The 20444-nt window shown below is 49.7% G+C and carries 22 protein-coding genes; 10 read left to right on the forward strand and 12 right to left on the reverse strand.

Annotated features, from left to right (window positions below; all coding sequences use genetic code 11):
• Window positions 1-32 precede the first annotated feature (32 nt).
• Window positions 33-251 (reverse strand): hypothetical protein, encoded by a 219-nt coding sequence (locus tag Q0986_RS20970; protein WP_299415301.1) that lies wholly within the window; start codon window positions 249-251, stop codon window positions 33-35.
• Between the two features lie 101 nt (window positions 252-352).
• Here Q0986_RS20970 and Q0986_RS20975 point away from each other — a divergent pair, with 101 nt between their 5' ends.
• Window positions 353-1126: an ABC transporter permease gene (locus tag Q0986_RS20975; RefSeq protein WP_299415304.1), complete on the forward strand. Its 774-nt coding sequence runs from the start codon at window positions 353-355 to the stop codon at window positions 1124-1126.
• Here Q0986_RS20975 and Q0986_RS20980 read toward each other — a convergent pair.
• The 6 genes from Q0986_RS20980 to Q0986_RS21005 all read right to left on the reverse strand — a co-directional run bounded on the left by Q0986_RS20980 (window position 1123) and on the right by Q0986_RS21005 (window position 7730).
• On the reverse strand, window positions 1123-2712 hold the full coding sequence (locus Q0986_RS20980; protein ID WP_299415307.1) for a glycoside hydrolase family 57 protein: 1590 nt from the start codon (window positions 2710-2712) through the stop codon (window positions 1123-1125). The genes Q0986_RS20975 and Q0986_RS20980 overlap by 4 nt on opposite strands.
• Window positions 2713-2834: 122 nt before the next feature.
• The gene (locus Q0986_RS20985) at window positions 2835-4220 is read right to left on the reverse strand and encodes a gluconeogenesis factor YvcK family protein (protein ID WP_299415369.1); all 1386 of its coding nucleotides are present in this window, start codon (window positions 4218-4220) and stop codon (window positions 2835-2837) included.
• Between the two features lie 403 nt (window positions 4221-4623).
• Entirely contained in the window at window positions 4624-5025 is a 402-nt protein-coding gene (minE, locus tag Q0986_RS23095) for a cell division topological specificity factor MinE (protein ID WP_366918647.1), read from the reverse strand.
• Between the two features lie 88 nt (window positions 5026-5113).
• Window positions 5114-5911 (reverse strand): septum site-determining protein MinD, encoded by a 798-nt coding sequence (minD, locus tag Q0986_RS20995; RefSeq protein WP_299415310.1) that lies wholly within the window; start codon window positions 5909-5911, stop codon window positions 5114-5116.
• Between the two features lie 76 nt (window positions 5912-5987).
• Window positions 5988-6803: a septum site-determining protein MinC gene (gene minC / locus Q0986_RS21000; protein ID WP_299415313.1), complete on the reverse strand. Its 816-nt coding sequence runs from the start codon at window positions 6801-6803 to the stop codon at window positions 5988-5990.
• Between the two features lie 12 nt (window positions 6804-6815).
• A complete protein-coding gene (locus tag Q0986_RS21005) occupies window positions 6816-7730 on the reverse strand; it encodes a nuclear transport factor 2 family protein (protein ID WP_299415316.1) in 915 nt (304 codons plus the stop codon).
• A gap of 194 nt (window positions 7731-7924) precedes the next feature.
• Here Q0986_RS21005 and murG point away from each other — a divergent pair, with 194 nt between their 5' ends.
• Window positions 7925-9022, forward strand: coding sequence for an undecaprenyldiphospho-muramoylpentapeptide beta-N-acetylglucosaminyltransferase (gene murG, locus Q0986_RS21010; protein ID WP_299415321.1), 1098 nt, complete (start codon window positions 7925-7927; stop codon window positions 9020-9022).
• A gap of 361 nt (window positions 9023-9383) precedes the next feature.
• Window positions 9384-9836: a hypothetical protein gene (locus tag Q0986_RS21015; protein WP_299415324.1), complete on the forward strand. Its 453-nt coding sequence runs from the start codon at window positions 9384-9386 to the stop codon at window positions 9834-9836.
• Between the two features lie 33 nt (window positions 9837-9869).
• On the opposite strand, the gene fetB is transcribed toward Q0986_RS21015, so the two are convergent.
• The 3 genes from fetB to sufR are packed head-to-tail and all read right to left on the reverse strand — an operon-like array spanning window position 9870 to window position 11778.
• Complete coding sequence (gene fetB, locus Q0986_RS21020; RefSeq protein ID WP_299415327.1) at window positions 9870-10658, reverse strand: iron export ABC transporter permease subunit FetB; 789 nt, start codon at window positions 10656-10658, stop codon at window positions 9870-9872.
• A 39-nt stretch (window positions 10659-10697) separates the two neighbouring features.
• Complete coding sequence (locus tag Q0986_RS21025) at window positions 10698-11075, reverse strand: hypothetical protein (protein WP_299415331.1); 378 nt, start codon at window positions 11073-11075, stop codon at window positions 10698-10700.
• A 55-nt stretch (window positions 11076-11130) separates the two neighbouring features.
• On the reverse strand, window positions 11131-11778 hold the full coding sequence (gene sufR, locus Q0986_RS21030) for an iron-sulfur cluster biosynthesis transcriptional regulator SufR (RefSeq protein WP_299415335.1): 648 nt from the start codon (window positions 11776-11778) through the stop codon (window positions 11131-11133).
• Between the two features lie 195 nt (window positions 11779-11973).
• On the opposite strand from sufR, the gene sufB reads away from it, so the two are divergent.
• The 5 genes from sufB to Q0986_RS21055 all read left to right on the forward strand — a co-directional run bounded on the left by sufB (window position 11974) and on the right by Q0986_RS21055 (window position 17065).
• Window positions 11974-13410: a Fe-S cluster assembly protein SufB gene (gene sufB, locus Q0986_RS21035; protein ID WP_299415338.1), complete on the forward strand. Its 1437-nt coding sequence runs from the start codon at window positions 11974-11976 to the stop codon at window positions 13408-13410.
• 51 nt (window positions 13411-13461) lie between these two features.
• Window positions 13462-14250 (forward strand): Fe-S cluster assembly ATPase SufC, encoded by a 789-nt coding sequence (sufC, locus tag Q0986_RS21040; protein ID WP_010480921.1) that lies wholly within the window; start codon window positions 13462-13464, stop codon window positions 14248-14250.
• Window positions 14250-15554, forward strand: a complete 1305-nt coding sequence (sufD, locus tag Q0986_RS21045; RefSeq protein WP_299415341.1) for a Fe-S cluster assembly protein SufD — start codon at window positions 14250-14252, stop codon at window positions 15552-15554. The genes sufC and sufD overlap by 1 nt, the downstream gene beginning before the upstream one ends.
• An 18-nt stretch (window positions 15555-15572) precedes the next feature.
• Window positions 15573-16835, forward strand: a complete 1263-nt coding sequence (locus Q0986_RS21050; RefSeq protein ID WP_299415346.1) for a SufS family cysteine desulfurase — start codon at window positions 15573-15575, stop codon at window positions 16833-16835.
• An 80-nt stretch (window positions 16836-16915) separates the two neighbouring features.
• A complete protein-coding gene (locus tag Q0986_RS21055; protein ID WP_299415351.1) occupies window positions 16916-17065 on the forward strand; it encodes a hypothetical protein in 150 nt (49 codons plus the stop codon).
• Between the two features lie 38 nt (window positions 17066-17103).
• On the opposite strand, the gene Q0986_RS21060 is transcribed toward Q0986_RS21055, so the two are convergent.
• Window positions 17104-17871, reverse strand: coding sequence for a polysaccharide deacetylase family protein (locus Q0986_RS21060; RefSeq protein WP_299415354.1), 768 nt, complete (start codon window positions 17869-17871; stop codon window positions 17104-17106).
• 142 nt (window positions 17872-18013) lie between these two features.
• Here Q0986_RS21060 and Q0986_RS21065 point away from each other — a divergent pair, with 142 nt between their 5' ends.
• Together Q0986_RS21065 and Q0986_RS21070 are read left to right on the forward strand one after the other, a co-directional pair.
• Window positions 18014-18541 carry a hypothetical protein gene (locus Q0986_RS21065; RefSeq protein ID WP_299415358.1) on the forward strand — a complete coding sequence of 176 codons (528 nt, stop codon included), beginning with the start codon at window positions 18014-18016 and terminating at the stop codon, window positions 18539-18541.
• A 4-nt stretch (window positions 18542-18545) separates the two neighbouring features.
• Window positions 18546-19172: a pentapeptide repeat-containing protein gene (locus Q0986_RS21070; protein ID WP_299415361.1), complete on the forward strand. Its 627-nt coding sequence runs from the start codon at window positions 18546-18548 to the stop codon at window positions 19170-19172.
• A gap of 2 nt (window positions 19173-19174) precedes the next feature.
• On the opposite strand, the gene Q0986_RS21075 is transcribed toward Q0986_RS21070, so the two are convergent.
• Entirely contained in the window at window positions 19175-20044 is an 870-nt protein-coding gene (locus Q0986_RS21075) for a pentapeptide repeat-containing protein (RefSeq protein WP_299415365.1), read from the reverse strand.
• Between the last annotated feature and the right edge of the window lie 400 nt (window positions 20045-20444).

A 20444-nucleotide genomic window follows, 5' to 3' on the forward strand; every position in this document is an offset into this window, starting at 1 on the left:
GGATTGAGAAACGATTGGAAAGAAATCCTCAATTACCTAAATGGGACATCCTCATCAAGCCAATTTAGTCCGTGAGTTCTTTCCCAGAAATCGCCTAAGGTGATGGTACCGACTTGATTAAAATGGGCCAAAACGGGTAACGGAGTGACGAGCGCTAAATAAAACAGCCATAGGCTGATTTGAATCAGAGGGGAAATACTGAGGCGGATCGGCAGGGCAGCGGGGGACGCAGAAGGAGTGGGAGAAGACATATTTGAGGGGAAAAAGGAAAATTTCCTGAGACTAGCTGGGTACTATACATGATAGTAAGCTCAATGAGCATGTCTGGTGATGAAGCGTGGTGTTGCTAGCTATGAATCCTCAACGAATTGCAGTGATTGCCTCCAACGTCTTTCGAGATATTTTTCGCGATCGCGTCTTATACCTGGCGGGTTTATATGCGATCGGCCTGGTGTTAATCATTTTGTTTTTAGGTGAAGTCTCGGCAGGGACAGAGGGCAAGATCAGCGTAGATGTCGGTTTGGCCAGTATCAGCATTTTGACCTTAGCGGTTGCGGCCTTCGAAGGAGGCGGATTAATCAACAAAGAAGTGGAAAAACGGACCGCTTTAATTTTGATTGCCAAACCCCTCAGCCGCTCCGAATTCGTTTTGGGAAAACATCTAGGGTTGTCTGGTGTCCTTGCCCTTCTAATCGCGATTATGACGACGATTTTGGTGAGTGTGCTGAGTTGGCAACAGTTTAGCTACAACCTGAATAATATTTTGCTGAGTAACGGCTTTTTGATTTTGGAGATGGCCTTGATCGCAGCGGTCTCCATTCTCTTTGGCGCGTTTACCAGTTCGCTCATGGGGACCGTTCTCACCTTTGCCGTCTATTTTATGGGCCACTTTAGCCAAAATCTACTGGCCCTCAGCGAATCGATCGAAGCCAAAAGCCTACAACAGATTGCCAAGGGAATCTATCTGATCTTCCCCGATCTCTCCCGCCTTGATCTGAAGAATCAGGCAGTACATGTAATCACTGTCCCTCCCCCCGAACTGGCCATGAATGTCGTGTATGGGCTGGTCTATATTGTGTTGCTCCTGGCCATTTCCATCATCATTTTCGCCAACCGCGAATTCTAGAGGGGACGATAAACCCGATAGTTGAGATTGGGGAAGATGTTATCCATGATTTCGACTTTCTCTAACCAACCACTATCAATTTTCTGCTGCTTAATCCCTTCATAGAGATGTTGGAACCGAGCAATATGCGATCGCGTCCGCCGCACCGCATAGGGAACCATGGTGCCCGTTCGCATAATAAAGGCCCAATCCGAAGACTGTGCCAGCAACAGTTCACGGGCAGCTTGATTCAACGCTCGCCACTGCAACTCATCCGCAGGCTCTAGTTTGGCAATTTCGATCATTCGCTCTGCCGCCTTATGTAAGTGGGGGTAAACCCAGGCGTTGGTTTCATTGAGCCAATATTCGTGAAATCCTTTATAGCCCCAACTCGACTGAGACGGACGACAGACCTGTTGGTTCGGTTGCGCCTTTAAATAGTCTGCCAAGTGAGTCATTTCATAGGTCTGTTGGTCATGCCAAGACTTGCGGAATAAATAGTCAATAAACCAAGGACCCTCATACCACCAGTGGCCGTACAGCTCCGCATCATAGGGGGAAACCACAATGGGAGGACGATGCATCATCCCTTCTAAATGCCGGATTTGCTGCTCCCGGTTAAACATAAAGTTATGGGCATGTTCTGCAGCCTTTTCCCGCGCCCAATAGGGATCATAAAGGGCCTTATCCGAAAGTCCCCCACCTCGTCCTGTAATTTTGTGATACTTAATCCCCACGTTTTTGCGCTGACCATTCGGCATAATGTAGGGCTTGATATATTCATACTCAGCTTCCCAGCCTAAATCTTTGTAGAACTCCCGATATTCAGGGGCTCCCGGATAGCCCACTTCCGATGACCAAACCTGTTGGGACGATTCATGATCACGACCAAAGGCCGCGACCCCTGTTTCCGTGAAGATAGGTGAATAGGTGCCAAACCGAGGTCGAGGCCGGGCATAGAGTAATCCATGGCCATCCATCAGGAAATAGCGGAGGCCCGCATCCGCTAACATCCGCTCTAATCCTTCAAAATAGGCACATTCTGGCAGCCAAATTCCCTTGGGCGGACGACCAAAGGTTTCTTCGTAATGTTCACAAGCGACCTGCAATTGTGCCCATACCGCTTGGGGGTACATTTTCATCAACGGCAAATAGCCGTGAGTTGCCCCACAGGTAATGATTTCTAGGTTGTTGGTGTCTAGAAACTGTTTGAAGGCGGAGATCAAATCCCGATCATAGTTCTCCCATACCTCTCGCACGGTATGGAATTCGTTCACATAATGTTCGGCCAGGTAGCGAATATGGCTGTTGTGGACATTGCGTTCCACCTCTAACGTGGCCAGCTCCTCTAACTTGGCTAAGTGCTCATCATATCGATCTTGTAGGAGTGGATCCTGAAGCATAGACACCAAGGGTGGCGTCATACTCATCGTTATTTTGAAGTCGATTCCATCCCGTTTTAAACCTGAAAAGACCTGTAGAAGAGGGATATAGGTTTCAGTAATGGCTTCAAATAGCCATTCTTCCTCCAGAACGAAATCACTTTCAGGGTGGCGAACAAACGGAAGGTGGGCATGCAGGACCAGAGCAAGATAACCAAGAGTCATAAATTTTCGTTAGGAAGGGCAGACGGGATAATGGTCATAGACCGGGATCATTAAATAAGTGTAAAGAATGACGGCCCAATTGAATAGATGAAACCGTACAATTTTTCAGCTTTTTGCCCGTGCTAAGTATGAGTCGGATGTTCGATGTGGTTGACTCGCCCGTACCAGCGCAAGAGAACTCGTGCCAGGCGTTCAGGACTGTGGCGAACAAACTTGGTACTGGGGTCTTCATCCATAACATTGGCTAAGATGACACGGCACCCCAGGCGCATCAGTACTTCTCGGTCAATGACAATGGGATGGGCATTTTCTTGCATATAGCGGGCTAGGGCCATCGAAGACGGCAGTTTCTTTTGCACCAGAACGGCATCAAAGACCCGTTTGCCGCAGGCAGAATCCAAGGCTTTGACGTGATCGGCAACGGTATAGCCATCGGTTTCTCCCGGTTGACTCATGATGTTGCAGACATAAATGCGGGGGACCGTACGCTGGGCAATGGCCTCCACAATTTCTGGCACGAGGAGGTTGGGAACCACACTGGTATACAGACTTCCTGGTCCCAAAATAATCAGATCGGCGTCAATAATCGCTTGAATGGCTTTGGGTAAAGCAGGAGGGGCATTAGGTGTACAGCCCACCCGCTGAATTTTCCCCCCTGCAGCCGTGATATTGGATTCGCCTTGGATACAACGGCCATCTTCTAAGTCGGCCCAAAGACTGACATCACTGAGGGTGGCGGGTAAGACCTGACCGCGAACGGCTAAAACTTGAGAGCTGGCGGCAATGGCTTGTTCCCAGCCGTCGGCAATGTCGCTCATAGCCGTGAGAAATAAGTTGCCAAAGCTATGCCCTGCCAGGCCATCTCCCGCTTTAAACCGATATTGAAAGAGCGCCGTAATCAATTTCTCTTGATCAGCTAAGGCGGCGATACAGTTGCGGATATCGCCAGGGGGGAGACCCCCAATTTCCCGTCTTAAGCGTCCAGATGAGCCCCCATCATCAGCGACAGTAACAATGGCAGTAATATTGGCACTATAGGACTTGAGGCCTCGGAGCAGGGTCGATAAACCCGTCCCCCCGCCCACAACCACGATTTTGGGGCCACGGTTAAGGCGGCGATGGACCAAGAGCCGATCTACCACTTCATCTTGACTGTCTGGAATTAATACTTCGGTAATCGATCCTAAGGTGCGTGTTTGTCCCCACCACACTAGGAATGCCCCCACCACAATAGCTAAGGGACCACTTACCTCTCTGGGGAGCAATCTGGCAAAGAATCTCAATGCAGATTCTAGAAACTGAATCACATAGAAAATAGGGGTCAGTCTGACCAGAATGGCTAATCCCAAACTGGTTAAGATCACCCCAATCGCACTTAAAAATAACCAGCGCTTAATCGATAATCCAGGAGAGAGCCAGCGAATCGATCGGCTGACCCGTCCTGGGAGATGCTGCAAGGATTTTTCCTTATAACGATTTATCGCCTGTTTGGGAGACCCCATGAGCAGCAACCACCAAAGAGTTTATGTCCAGATTATAGAGGGCTGAAACGTCCATCGTTTACTAATACGACAGGTTAAGAGAAGGGCGCGTCAAGGCATTGAGTATCGCTTAGGCCCATTTATATCAAATATCGTGTCAACGAGAGAGAATTTCCTGCTTTTTCTTCGCCTGAGTTCCTGTTCAACCCCAGCATTGCCCCCAATAACCCGTGCAGCCTTTACGGCAACGCAGCAATTCGAGAGGAATGCTGATGGTTATTGATCAGCGTCGGAGAGACTGCTTATACGGTTCGAGTCCCATAACACTTGAAGCAATCGTTTGAGGCGAGGTAGCGGTCTAAGGGATGGCCACTAAAACACTTCTGTAGAGAGACGGGACGACCCTATCTGTCATCCACAGCCACCCTGCTTACAAAGACAGATCAATATCAGGGGGAGGCTGTGAACCGACATCAGTAGTCCCTGGAGAATCCAATTGCGCATCAGGCAATCGCGCTGTTTGCGAGGGCATAGACCTTTCAGACGCCGAAGAGGGGGCATCTGGCTCAAATTTGATCCGACGAATGGGTAAGTTTGCAATCAGAGCCGTGGCTCGCTGATCGGATTCTAAACTAAAGTTCAACCCTTCTGTATCGATTTCCACATAGCGAGAGACCACTTCCAAAATTTCCTGGCGCATCGCTTCCATCAAGTCTGGCGGCAGGTTTGCTCGATCATGGGCTAGGACAATTTTGAGTCGGCTTTTGACGTCATCACGACTGGTTGTCGGCTCTTGGCCCAGAAACAATCGCTCGAGAAAATCACTAATCATAGAATTTCAGCAGGAACGTCCACAGTTAGGGGAAATGGCTACAGCATAATGCCGGTGGCCGATGGGGAGGATATATAAAAATGATAGATTACCTTTTAAAGAAACGTTTAAGCCGGGAGAATAGGGTATCGTAGGGCGCATCTAGGTCTAAGAAATCGATATCTTTGCCTTCAATGCGTTGAGCGATATTCAGCAATGCCATGCCGCTCAAGGAAAAGTTATCGGAGAGCACGAGGGGTTCACCACGGTTGGTGGCTACAATCACCTGTTCATCATCAGGAATCATCCCAATTAAGGGAACAGCAAGAATTTCCTGCACATCCTGAACGGACATCATGTCGTTCGCTTGCACCATCGCGGGTCGGATGCGGTTGACAATCAGGTTGATGGTTTTAACATGGTGAGCCTCTAATAAACCCACCACACGGTCGGCATCTCGAACTGCAGAAATCTCAGGGGTTGTAACGATCAAGGCTTCGTCAGCAGCTGCGATCGCATTCTGAAATCCCATCTCAATGCCCGCTGGGCAATCGATTAAGACAAAGTCATACTTTTTCGTCAACGCATACGCCAGCTGCTTCATCTGCTCTGGTGTCACTGCATCCTTGTTCCGGTTTTGGGCCGCCGGCAGCAGCACTAAATCGTGGAGACGCTTATCCTTGACCAAGGCTTGCTCTAAACGGCATTGGCCCGCCAGCACTTCCAGGGCCGTATAAACCACACGATTTTCTAAGCCCAACAGCAAATCAAGATTGCGCAATCCAAAGTCAGCATCAATGAGCGCCACAGAATGGTTTAGCTTCGCCAGTGCCATTCCTAGATTGGCTGAACAGGTGGTCTTGCCCACCCCACCTTTGCCAGATGTAATAACAATAATTCGACCCATATAACAGAGAGCGCTACAACTTTCGTCAATTCAGCCAAGCAAATGATTAATAGTTTAGATCAATTTCGCAACTTCGCTAGGGTTGGATCATATTTTTGCTAAAGTCTGCCGCTGGGGCAATTTGAATTCCATCAGTGGCAATGTAAGCCACCTCAGGATAGAACTGATCGGGGAGCGATTCTGGGGCTCGGGCCACCCAGTCTGCAATCCTTAATTGAGTGGGCTCCATCTGCAACGCCATAATCTGGCTTTTGGCATTGCCGCTGGCCCCTGCATGGGTGATACCTCGGAGTCGGCCCCAAACTAAAATATCGCCATCTGCCACCACTGAACTGCCGGGATTCAAATCCCCCTGAATGACAACCGTACCAGGGTGGCGAATCTCAGCGCCTGATCGTAGGGTCGTTTGGAGATATAAAGGTGCAGCGTCTTTTTCTTCGGCATCCAGCTTGAATTGAGCAATGGTGGACTGGGCCATGGGCAAGATTTGAGCTTGCTGCTCAATGGAGTAGCCTGAGGTCGCTGCCGCCACGGCTGTTTGCCGACGTTTGGTATGCAGCCGGGTGAGATGCAGCTTCACCGTCGTTAACGCATTAACGATCTGCTGTAGTTGCCGATGATCGAGGAGGCGATCACCGGTCACGAGTTCAACCAGGGTATTAGGCGGCCAAAGTCGCTGGCCTGACTCCAATTGCTTCTGGACTTCTTGCAGTAAGTCTACCCATTCCAACCTTGTTTCACTCGGAGTTGGTAAGTAGAGCAACAATTTGCCATCCTCTGCTTCGAGGTGAAGTTGCACCTCGGCAACGCGAGGCGACTCGGGTTCAGGCTCTGATTCGTTGCTAACGGGAGAAGAAGAGGTAAGCGCCGCTCTAAACCGTTTTGGATCCATAAACGCCCTTTCTTACTTGCGTGACTGTTTGGTCGATTGGTTCTTGGGAATCACGTTCAGTCGTTGACTAATAATAGTCATGCCACCATCTTGCACCAAAATGGCAGAAATCCATTCGCTCGTGGGTTTATTCCCTGCAGTCCCCACTTTGAACAAGCCTCCTGCAGGCAGCAATTCTAGCTTGAGTTTAGGCTGATTTAAATAGTTTTTCATCGTGATCGGTTCTTCCAGAGCTAGCCCTAAAAGAGGGTTATTCCCCAGCGGCTCATCCACAATCACATCAAATTCAAATTGCTTACCCACCTCGACTTCCTGAGGCAAATTAATCTGCACCTTAGGTGGTTTCCGACCTGAAGTGAGTTTGCTTTGTTCGGATAGAATCTCCTGCTTGGTAATCTGCTGCCCAACCCAATGTTGGCGAGAATGAAGAGTTGATTGCAATTTCACTGGCCCTTGAGCCAGGGTTTGGGTACCCGTGATGGTGGTTTTGGTCTCCACAACATAGCCTTGGGTATTTTTTTCCCACGCCACTAATTCAGTCTTGTAGGACAGATCTTGATAGTCTTCCCAAAACTGGGCTACCACCTGTTTAAGGGTCGCCCGGGTCAGACCATCGCCACTGGCGAAATTGGGACTATAGAAGCCGATCAGTTTGGCCAGATCCTGTTGGTTTGCCGCCATATCAACCTGCGCTAACTGCTCTGTCAAAGCAGCAGGAGCCTGGGGGGCCGTCTCTATCTGCGCATCCTGGGCAGGGGCAGGTGCCACGCTTTCGGCCTTAGCGGACTGAGGCCAGGCTCCCATCGCTAGAGAGCAAAGACAGGCCGTGGATACGCCCAAGCCCAATCGTCCCCAAGACTGGCGAACAGTCCTCCCCTGATGGCCAGTTGGGGCAATGGATTGCAAAATGCGGATAGAGTTGTACATGGAATGATGGTATGTAATGACAAGAACCAATTCACTCTTTCGGGTAGGGCTTGAACCCTGAACCTGTATGAGGGGCAGCATCACTGATAGTTAGTTTTGCCACATTTTCCTGAAAGCAGCATCTCAATTCTAGATTAACTTTCAAATTGAGGGCGAAAACGCTAGAATTCTCAACACCCATAAGGATCGCAACAGTGAGTCATTCCGAATCGGTTGCCATGACACCGCCCAAGCGTTTTCTCATCGCGGCTAGCGGCACAGGTGGACATTTATTCCCGGCGCTGGCCGTTGCCGAACGTCTAGAAGCAGCGCAGTTTCAGTTGGAGTGGCTGGGGGTGAGCAATCGCTTAGAAACCCAGCTGGTCCCCCAGAAATATCCATTACGTACGGTGCCCATTGAAGGGCTACAAACTCGAATTGGGCCAAAAACACCAATTCTCCTGGGTAAATTAGCGGTTGCAGTTTGGCAAACTCGCCAACTGCTGAAGCGAGGGCATTTTCAGGGCGTGCTCACCACAGGCGGCTATATCGCCGCGCCTGCCATTTTGGCAGCTTGGTCCTTAGGGTTGCCGCGAGTCATTCATGAATCGAATGCGATTCCTGGCAAGGTAACGCGGTGGCTGAGTTCCATCTGTACGGGGGTGGGGTTGGGGTTAGAAGACGCCACGTCATACTTACCTAAGGCCAAAACGGTGGTTGTGGGGACCCCTGTCCGCCCTGCCTTCCTTGCTCCCTGTGAACTGGATTTACCGATCCCGAAGGAGGCGCTGCTGATGGTGGTGGCCGGTGGTAGTCAGGGCGCAGTCTCAGTCAATAAACTGGTGCGGGCCTGTGCGCCAGCATGGCTAGAAACCGGCGCTTGGATTGTTCATTTAACCGGAACGCAAGATCCCGATGCCCAATCCTTCCAGCATCCGCAGTATCTGTCGATGCCCTTCTACGACAATATGGCTGGTTTGTTGCAGCGCGCCAATTTGGCCATTAGTCGGGCTGGTGCAGGTACTTTGAGTGAACTTGCGATCGCAGCCACTCCTGCCCTTTTAATTCCCTATCCCTATGCGGCGGAAGACCATCAAGCCTTCAATGCGGCTGCGTTTGTGAAAGCGGGGGCCGCCCAGATGTATCGTCAGGATGAACTCACTGCAGAACAACTGCAGCAGATGGTCCTTCAGTGGTTGCAAAATCCCCAACTTCTGGAAGAAATGGCAGCGAAAGCCCTTAGCTTGGCCGTCCCTAACAGCACAGAGCGCTTCGCCCAGCTTATTCTTGAGCAGATCGCAGCGACGCCGTAAGGTCAATGGGGGAGTAAGCGACAAAAAGTTGGGTTAGCGATGTTCTGACGTATGGCCCCGTTGAGCAGTGCGGCTTCATCTTGGAGTCGATAGTCACCTTCGCTAAAGAGGACCGCCTGGGGCCAATGCAACCTATTTTCTATGCCCCAATTTTTCTATGCCCTAATGCTTGCCAGTTTTGGGATTCATAGTGTTGCTAAATTTCATTTGCAGAGTAATAGTTAAGATCTGCGAGTTGATGGGATGATCGCTGAGAACAAAGCGTGAATTCAAAATTCATTCAGTCGACAGACACTTATTTACTTAATCTGCAGCGGACCCATACCAACCCATGTATTCAGTATTTTTCCTCTTAACAGCCATGACTCTGATCTTGATAGGATTGTCCCCCTTCAAGCCTCAGAGCTTCGTCCGTTCAGTGTTTCTAGCTGGCCTCATTTGTTTAATATGTGGCAATAGCGTTTCCGCGCTGCCCCAGTTGGCAGCCATGGGAGCCGCTGATAGTGCCTTGGATCAGCGACAGCGGGTTTTTGACGAAAGCCTCAAACTTGATCCCACCAAACTTCGCTATCGAGGGTTGGAATATGTGCAGTTTCAGGCTGACAGTGAACGATTGAGCGACACCCAGATTAAATCCACGATCAAATCAGAGATTAATAGCGACATTTTTGTGGCAGTTGCCAGTGGGTCAGTCCAGATCTATGGTGATGTCCAAGATATTGATGTAGCCCGTGATGTCGTGACTCAAATCAAGACCATTCCTGGTGTGCGGGAAATATTGTTTGACTTGGGCTTGGAAACCAAAGCTGAGTAGCCATATTCCTCACGATTGTGGCCCAGTTGGGCGTTAGGGAAGGGTCAGTTGGGCAGAGGAGTTAAAAAACTGGCGGTATATGCCTTGGGCAATTAATAGCGTGGTAATAAGGGTCGCAAAGGCCAGCATAAACATAATCAAAATTTGATAAGAGGCTGCTTCCTGTGGGTTGACTCCGCTGAGCAGTTGCCCCGTAATAATGCCTGGAAGTTTGACCAGGCCGACGACCATCATGGCATTGATAGTGGGAATGAGTCCGGCTCGAATGGCCTCTCGACGATATTGGGCGATCGCTTGCTGAGGCGAGGCGCCTAAACAGAGGTGGGTTTCAATTTCATTTCGATTGGCTTTGAGGCTTTTAACCAGACGTTCCCCTGCGATCGCAGCCCCATTCATGGCATTTCCCATCACAATCCCAGCTAAGGGAATCAAATATTGGGGGTCAAACCAATTGTCAGGCTGCAAGATAAACACCGTCGTATAGCTGAGGGTTAGCACCGTACTGATAAAAATTGATCCCCACAACCAGGCGATCAGATAAGGGATATTCTTGCCAATGCGGTTGCGAGATTCAATACTCGCAACGGTCAACATTCCGGCCACCAAGGCCAAAATCGCCCCTGGATGTTTCCAGTCAAAAATAAACCACAGCAGATAGCCCATGATCATCAGCTGCAAAATCGTTCGCCCTGTTGCTAACAATAAGCTCCAGGTCAAATCGAGTTGTTGCCAAATAGAGAGGCCCACGGCGATTGCCATTAACCCTAGTGCCCATAGCAGATCCACAGGTTGAAGCGCAATCAAGGCTAAAGTCGGGTTCATAGGACAGACTCAATTGAACAATCGATAGGCAACCCTTTCTTAGCCGAAGGATTGCACATACCAATGAATGACTTTATCAAATGTCAAGTCATGGATAGGAACTTGGTGTTGTTGTGCGATCGCATCCAAGGGCTTCAGGGATGAGGTCACCAGATGACTAAACCAATCCATAAAGTCAGCATCCACATGTTGCCCCTCTTGCAATTGGGTATCTTTCGCAACCCACTCATGGATTTGTTCGGACTTTAGGGATTCAATCGGAGTTTGCAGTTTTTCACTCAGTTGCTGCAAGTATCGCCAACAGTAAACCGTTAGTCGAATCGAGAATCGCTCTCGTGTGGGAAGTAGCGTTTGGTCGATTTGGGCATTTTCTTCGAGGGTGAGCAGGCCACTCAAGGATTGGGGAAGTTCTGCCATTGTTGAGGTATGAATTAATAGGTGTGAAAACAAATTTTAGGTGCAATAGACTGCACTAATCTGCTTCAATCAAGTATCCACAGCGATGTTCACCATTGACGAGCCAGTGGGTGCGTTCCACCTGGCAATCTTTCAGGGCAATGGCAAACATTTCCAGCTCATTGTCACACACGCTTGGAAAGGTCTCAGCCACCTGGGAAATCGCGCAGTTATATTCCGTGAGAATAAACCGCGTCGCTTTCATAGGGTCAGTATCTTCGGGAATGGGGTAGTATTCGGCCATATAGCCTTCGGCTTCTCGCAGTTTGACCAGTTTGGCCACCCGTTCTGCTAGGGTACCTGGGCCTAATTTTTGTTGATATTCCAGGGCTTTACGCTCCCACTGTTTGCGGAGAATCACCCGCATTTGGTCCTGACCCACGGTTTCTGAGAGGGTATCGAGTAAATCGATCGCAAAGGTATCGTGGTGATCCGGGAAGCGATCTCGCCCTGCCCGACTCAACTGATACATATGCTGGGGGCGTCCAGTCCCGGCATGAACGCTCTCAAATAAAATGAGTCCTTCTGATTCTAAGTCCTTAAGATGGCGACGAATTGCTTGAGGCGTTACCTGGAGCTGCTCCGCTAGCTCGTGGGTATTGGCTTGACCCTGCTTGAGCAAATGCTGAAGGATATCTTGTTTTGTGGAAGAAGTGGTGTTCACAATTGAGATGTCCAAGCAGAAATCAACATTGGTTTTTGAAGGGCCAATCCCAAGGAGCGGTTTAACCTATTACAACAATTTCTCCCGACTTTGACAACATAAATGTTGTTAAAGTACTCTATGATGAGATTGAACAACACACGTGTTGTTTTTTGATTATACACGCGCGCCACTTGCTCTGAGAGAACACCCCCCATGACCGCATCCGTTGAGAATCTGGTTAATCAACCCTATAAATACGGCTTTGTCACGGATATTGAAGTTGAAACCATTCCTAAGGGACTGAGCGAAGACGTGATTCGCTTGATCTCGGCCAAAAAGGAAGAACCGGCTTTTATGCTGGAGTTTCGGCTCAAGGCCTATCGCCAGTGGCTCAAGATGAAAGAGCCCACTTGGCCCCATGTGGACTATCCGGCCATTAATTACCAGGACATCACCTACTACTCCGCTCCTAAAGAGCAAGAGAAGAAAAAGAGTTTGGATGATGTGGATCCAGCGCTGCTCGAAACCTTCGATAAACTGGGCATTCCCTTATCAGAGCAAAAGCGACTCAGTAATGTGGCTGTGGATGCGGTGTTTGATAGTGTCTCTGTGGCCACCACCTTTCGCAAAGATTTGGCCAAGGTAGGGGTGATTTTCTGCTCCATTTCCGAGGCCCTCCACGACTATCCTGACCTTGTCGAAAAATATCTGGGAAGCGTCGTTCCCATTAACGACAATTTCTTCTCGGCTCTGAATGCGGCAGTGTTTAGCGATGGCTCTTTTGTCTATATTCCGAAAGGCGTTAAGTGCCCCATGGAGCTGTCCACTTATTTTCGGATTAATACCGAAGGGGCAGGCCAGTTTGAGCGCACCCTAATTATTGCGGAAGAGGGCAGTCAAGTCAGCTACTTAGAAGGCTGCACCGCCCCCATGTTTGATACCAATCAGCTCCACGCAGCCGTGGTGGAACTGGTCGCCCTGGATGATGCCGACATTAAATATTCCACGGTCCAGAACTGGTTTGCAGGGGATGAAAATGGCAACGGTGGGATTTATAACTTTGTGACCAAGCGGGGTCTCTGTGCTGGTAAGAACTCCAAGATCTCTTGGACCCAAGTAGAAACCGGATCGGCTATCACCTGGAAATATCCCAGCTGTGTGTTGGTGGGGGATAACTCCGTGGGTGAGTTCTACTCCGTGGCCTTGACCAACAATCTGCAGCAGGCCGATACGGGCACCAAGATGATCCATGTGGGCAAAAACACCCGCAGCACGATTATCTCCAAGGGCATTTCCGCAGGCCGCTCTCAAAATAGCTATCGCGGTTTGGTGCGGATGGGGCCTAAGGCCGATGGCTCTCGCAATTACTCCCAGTGTGATTCCATGCTGATTGGCAGTGATGCCGAGGCCAATACCTTCCCCTATATCCAGGTGCAAAATAACCAAACGAAAGTGGAGCATGAAGCTTCCACCTCCAAGATTGGAGAAGACCAACTCTTCTACTTTGCCCAGCGGGGGATTTCCGTAGAAGATGCCGTGTCGATGATGATTAGCGGCTTCTGTCAGGATGTGTTTAATCAACTGCCGATGGAATTTGCCGTAGAAGCCGATCGGCTTTTAAGCCTGAAGTTAGAAGGAAGTGTGGGATAAGGTTTCCCACCAAAGCAGTACTAGACGTTAGACGCAGTTAGAGGTTCAGGCGTGATTATTGACAATAGCGACGTGATTCTGTCGGTCCGTAATTTGACGGCAGATGTGGATGGAACGCCCATTCTGAAGGGGTTAAATCTCGAAATCAAGGCAGGAGAAATCCATGCCATTATGGGTCCGAATGGATCGGGAAAAAGTACCTTTTCTAAGGTCTTAGCTGGACATCCCGCCTATACAGTGACTGGCGGCGAGGTCATTTATAAGGGGCAGAACCTACTGGAACTAGAACCAGAAGAACGGTCCCGCTCCGGTGTGTTTCTGGCTTTTCAATATCCCTTGGAAATTCCTGGGGTGAGCAATTTGGACTTTCTGCGGGTGTCCTTTAATTCCAAGCGCCAGCATGAAGGTCTAGAAGAGCTAGACGCTTTTGATTTTGATGATTTGGTGCGGGAACGCTTAGACGTGGTCAAAATGGACCCAGCCTTCTTAGATCGCAGCGTCAATGAAGGCTTTTCTGGTGGGGAAAAGAAGCGCAATGAGATCTTGCAGATGGCCCTGCTAGAACCGACTTTAGCCATCCTAGATGAAACGGATTCTGGCCTAGATATTGATGCCCTGAAGATTGTCGCCAATGGCGTCAACCAATTGGCTAAGCCCGAAAACGCCACCCTGATGATTACCCACTATCAGCGCTTGCTGGACTATATCGTCCCTGACTTTGTGCATGTGATGGCCGAAGGCAAAATCTTGACCACGGGTGGCAAGGAACTGGCCCAAGAGCTGGAAGCCAAAGGCTATGACTGGGTGAAAGCAGAAGATGTGGCTGAGGTGGCAGTCTAATGACCGTAGAAGTAAACCCTGAAGCCGTCGCACCTAGCTCCTCAGCAGCCCAGGATCGGCAAGCCTATTTAACCCATCTCCTGGCCCAACGTCCCAAGCCGAAGGGACTGGAAAAAATACGAGAGAGTGCCCTCAGTATCGTCCAAGAGCGGTGCCTGCCCAGTAATCGAGATGAGAACTGGCGATTTACAGATCTATCAGGTCTGTACAAAACGGCTTTTACCGCACCTACTACTGCATCGCTGACCCTAGAAGAGATTGACGCCTTTATCTTGGCAGAGGCTCCTGTGCGGCTGGTCTTTGTGAATGGCTGGTTTGCCCCTAATTTATCGGCCATCGATAATTTGCCTACGGGGTTAAGCGTCAGTACCCTAGCGGATGCAGGCAACCTACCTGAGCTAGGACAGCAGCCGGGAATGTCAGAAGTCTTTACGGCTCTAAACACCGCTAGCTTTGCCGATGTTGCCGTCTTACGCATTGCCAAAAATCAGGTGATTGAAGCCCCCATCCATCTGTTGTACTTGACCACAGGGGATACACCGATAATCACCTCACCTCGGGGGCTGGTGATAGCTGAAGCCAATAGCGCGGCTACCTTGATTGAAGAATATGCAGCGGTCAAAACAGCGTCTTACTTTACGAACGCGGTGACGGAAGTGGGCTTGGGGCAAAATGCTCAGCTTCACCACTACCGAATTCAGCGGGATGCTAAAGCAGCCTTTCATATCGGTATGACATCAGTGTCCCAGGATCGTGATAGTCGCTATGCTCTGACTAGTTTGAGTCTGGGGGGACAGATGTCCCGCCATAACCCCGTGGTGGTGCCTACGGCGGAACAGACGGATACCACCCTCAATGGATTGACCCTAGCGGTGGATCAGCAGGTAGCCGACACCCATTCTGATCTATCCTTTACCGGTCCCCACTGTACAGCTCAGCAATTGCATAAGTGCATTGTCGATAATCGCGCTCGGGCGGTGTTTAATGGCCGAGTGTTTGTGCCCAAGTTGGCCCAGCAGACCAATGCTAGCCAGCTGAGCCGCAATTTGCTGCTATCGGCTAAGGCGCGGGTGGATACCAAACCCCAGCTAGAAATTATTGCCGATGACGTTAAGTGCGCCCACGGGGCCACGGTCAGTCAGCTTGACGATGAAGAAGTCTTTTATCTACAAAGCCGGGGGTTAGACCGCAATAGCGCTTGCGATTTGCTGGTGGAAGGGTTTGCGGCGGAAATTATTGATCAATTGCCCATTGCTGAGCAGCGCCAGACTTTGCTGAACGCTGTGTTGTCCCAAATACGTTAGATTCGTGATTCTGCACCTATGATTGCCATCCAAGAAAAGTCTCTAGCCCTTCAGGTTCGTCCTGACTTTCCCATTTTGCACCAGCAAATTCAGGAAAGTCCCTTGGTCTATTTGGATAGTGCGGCCACCTCTCAGAAACCGACTGCTGTCTTGGAGGCACTGCAGGCTTATTACGAGCAGGATAATGCCAATGTCCACCGTGGGGTCCATACCCTTAGTAGCCGGGCCACGGATGCCTATGAAGGGGCACGGGATAAGGTGGCTGCCTTTGTCAATGCAGCGTCTCGGCAAGAGATTGTCTATACCCGCAATGCCAGTGAAGGGATTAACCTGGTGGCCTATAGCTGGGGAATGAATAACCTCAAGGCTGGCGATGAAGTCATCCTGACGGTGATGGAACATCACAGTAATTTGATTCCCTGGCAGTGGGTGGCCCAGAAAACCGGAGCGGTACTCAAGTTTGTGGAGCTGGATGAGGACCAAGCCTTTGATTTAGAGCAGTTTAAAACCCTGGTGAATGACCGCACCAAGCTGGTGAGTGTGGTGCATGTCTCCAATACCTTGGGCTGTGTAAATCCGGTGGAAGAGATTGTTGCGATCGCACACCAATACAATGCCAAAGTGCTGATCGACGCCTGCCAGAGCGTCCCCCATATGCCTATCGATGTCCAAAAGATGGACTGCGATTGGCTAGTAGCGTCTGGCCATAAAATGTGCGCCCCTACGGGCATTGGCTTCCTCTATGGCAAGCTGGATTTGCTCCGCAGTATGCCCCCTTTCTTGGGTGGCGGTGAAATGATTGCCGATGTCTTCCTAGACCATGCCACCTATGCGGATTTACCCCATAAGTTTGAGGCGGGCACCCCTGCTATTGGTGAAGCGGTGGGCCTAGGGGCAGCAGTTGATTACTTAAGCCAAATTGGTATGGATAAGATTCATGCCTATGAAGCAGAGTTAACGGCTTACCTGTTTAAGCGACTGCGGGAGATTCCTGAGGTGCAGATCTATGGTCCTCAGCCCAATACAGATGGAACAGGTCGAGCGGCATTGGCTGCCTTTACCGCAGGGGATGTGCATCCCCATGATCTCTCAACGCTTTTGGATCAAGCGGGGGTAGCGATACGGGCCGGACATCACTGTACTCAGCCTTTACATCGGCATCTGAAAGTGCCGTCTACGGCCAGAGCCAGTCTCTATTTCTACAATACTCGCACAGAGATTGACACGTTTATTACGTCCCTCAAAGAGGCCGTAGAATTTTTCGGTAGTATTTTTGGGTAAGCGCGACTCCCTTAAATTGCAACCGTATGTAGCGGCTTGGTTTAAATTGAGCGAACCAATAAGAATACGTCCAAGCTCAAGTGGGTATTGCTATTACAGATAATCAGCTCCATCGCTTGCAAGGACTGGTCGAGAATCCAGATATAAAAGACATTCTGGCGTTTCCCATATCAGATAAGCCGGAAGAGACAGCGGTCAAAGTCAAGAATCCAGTCCTACAGACTGAGTAAGACCATAGAGCTTGGACCTATCAGTTTGTCATCTCTTCTCACTTGAGCAATTCCGATAGCGTAACCACCGAGTATCCTTTCTGTTTGAGCTGAGGTAAAAGTTGGGTGAGCGTTTCAACCGTGCGGTTTCCCCAGTCTCCATTAGGGCCATAATCGTGCAGAACAATAATGCTACCGGGTTGGACATTGGCCAAAATTTGTTGCACGGCAAACTTAGACGAGGGCAAGGTGGTGTCGTAGGGCCATAGCGAGCCTAGGGCAATTTTATAGCCTTGTTGCTGAGCAATCTGGGCCATCTCTGGGTTGCATCGGCCACTGCCTGGACGCATCCACCGCAGAGAGATATTACTATCTGCTGCTGCCTGGATCTGCTGTTCTGCGGTTTGCAAGGCAGAGGTGAACTCAGGCAGAGAGAGATTGATACTCGGTTCATCAACCGTAAGATGATTGCCCAACTCATGACCTTGACGCCGCATCATGGCGATTAAATGTTGGTTCTGGGGCAATACCCTACTACTAATCAAGAAAAAAGTTGCTTTAGTCTGATGTTGGGCGAGGACATCTAGGATTTTTTGAGTCGTGTTAGCCGCTCCGATCTGCTGATCATCAGGGCCGTCATCTATCGTCAGCGCCACCACGGGTTGCTCCATGGGCACATAGTAAACGGCACCGGGGCAGATAACGGCCGATAAGCGATCGATCACCCAGTGAGGTTGTTTCCAGAGGATTGCTAGGGCAATCACGAGCGCTGCGATCGCAAGCAATACCATCATCCGGTATCGAATCAAAAATCGGAACTTTGCCATGCCGATGTACAGAGCTTGTGCGCGCGTATCCTGCTTTCTAACTTCATTCTTGATCAGGATCTGTCGCCAGTATCGTGACAGGAACCCCAAAAACTGCAAAGATTACAGAAAGTAAACATATCGTTAATAAAAAATTCATTAGATGAAGATGAACAAACAATATGTGATCACAGGTCTCTTGTTAGGCACTTTTGCGATCGCTGCCCCCGCACAAGCAGCCGGTAAGATCGCGGGCTATCAATATGCTGTGTTTAATGATAGCGATGCCCCTCTGGAAGATAATGTCATTCACTACATTCCCTGCTATCCCCAGAACGATTGCAACGCCCTTGCCACTAAATTGACCACTGAGCTACGCCAAGCGCAATTAAACTTGACTCGGGCTCGGTTAACCCTGGAAAAGCCCGTTGAGGCTTGGACCCTATTTACACAGCTCGATCAGCAATTCTTGCCCCAAATTACCGACAAAGAGGGCTACAAAACCACTTCGACGCAAAAGAAAGGGGAATTTTCCTTCCACTGTCCCACCCAAACCTGTCTGGTCTATTCCTTCGGTACCGTGCGCGATCGTTTTAATTATTGGGTCACGGTGGCCAAAAGCCGTAAACGCTGGGATTTAGGACCTGCCCGAGGCTTTATTGAAGACAAACCTGAAAAACTATCCGATTAATCCCATGAACTATAAACATTTAATTTTGGCCGCTGGTGTGGCTGCGATCGCACTGCCCGCCCGTGCCGAACTCCCCCAACATATTCAAGAGCTATTGAATACCCGCAGATGCATTCGCTGTGACTTATCCAGAGCCAACTTCAACGGCATGGATTTAAGCGTCACCAACTTGCAGGGTGCGAATTTAATTTTCTCTAGGTTAGAGAACACCAACCTCAATGCAGCCAATCTCACCGGCGCAAAACTGATTCAAGCCAAAATGTCCGATGCCAATTTGCAAACGACCAACTTGAGCGTGACCGATTTGAGCCAAGCTGATTTAAGGGGAGCAAACCTGATTGGGGCCGACCTGCGTAGTAGTCGGATGAGTGCAGCCAACCTCAAAGGGGCTCAATTGCAACAAGCCAAACTGCGCGGGGTCAATTTAGGAGAAGCCAACCTTAAAGGGGCCAAGCTGAATGGGGCCGATCTATTTTCAGCCAACTTATCGGGTGCCAACCTGCAAGGGGCCGACCTGAGCGGCGCTAACTTGCAGGATGCGGACTTAAGCGGTGCCAACCTCAAGAACGTCAAGCTCACAGATGCCATCCTCACGGGCGCAACCTTACCAGAAGGCACCGCTCAGCCATAGGTTTAGCAGCCTGAGTAGGGCTGGACCGAGGCAGGGATATCCATCTTGCACAGTCTGGCCCCACTCAAATCAGCATTACTGAGATTAGCATCCCTCAAATTGACATCGGTCATGGCAATTTTGCCTAGATGCGCACTACTTAAATCGGCACTGCTCAAATTTACACTTTCCAATGAAGCTTTGCGCAAATCGGCGTTGTTCAATTTGGCGCCATTGAGGTTGGTGTATTTGAGCTGGGCCTGCTTTAGACTAGCCCCCTTCATATTGGCCTGACTGAGATTGGCATCTTCTAAATACACTTGGTTCAGCGTTGCATTTCTCAGGTTGCTTTTACTGAAGTTAGCCGCTCTGAGATCACTAAAGTAGACACGACGATTTCCCTGAGTGGTCTCAACCACAGCCACGCTAAAATCGACATCCTCTAAAATCGCCTCGACCAGATTGGCTCGACGCAGGTCAACCCCCTTGAGTTTAGCCTTGGTCAAGGTCGCCTTCGCTAAATTGGCGTCTTGCAAATTAGTCGCTTGTTTCAGCGTCGTAATCAGACTGGCTCGACGGAGGGTCGCTTTCTGCAAATTCGCTGCGTGCAGATTCGCACTCTCTAAATTGGCATCATCCAGATCGGCTCCTTGCAGGTTGGCCCCTTGTAAGTTAGCCCCTTGCAAGTTAGCCCCTTTAAGATTTCGGTCTTTTAAATCAGCACCCTGTAAATTACATCCATCACAGGTTTTGGTGGCGAGTAGCTGCTGGAGATGTTCAGGATTAGGCGTGAGGTCAGCGCTATTACTGGCTGCAACGAGAGGGAACGAAGCCACCAACGAAGCCGTAACGGTAGCGGTTAGGGCAATATTTCTCATACTTAAGTGCTTCATACTATTAACGCTTCTAAATGCCGATTAAATAAGTATTTTTACCTCTTTACTGTACTGCGATCGGGCCAAGGTTACAAAATGCTAAGAGAACTCAGAGGGCTTATAAGCCGTTGAAGCACTTTGGCTAGGCCATCGAATGAGTCGAGCCGAACGTACCTGTGGATTGCCATTGATTCAGATATGAGGTGTTCTGGTCCTCTTAACCATTTACCAACCTCCCAAATTTTGAAGCGTTGAAGGTCTAGCCATCATCCATAAATGATGGCCCATTCTGCTGAGTTAGAAATACGTCAGTCTTTCCCCTCTAGTTTCCGCTAAATGTTGAGATGTAATCGGAAGAATTGGCTAATCCATAATGGCAGATACCCAAGCCAGCCAGCCAAGAGGGGTATATGCCAAT

This window comes from Acaryochloris sp. IP29b_bin.148, assembly GCF_028285565.1.
GTDB lineage: Bacteria > Cyanobacteriota > Cyanobacteriia > Thermosynechococcales > Thermosynechococcaceae > Acaryochloris.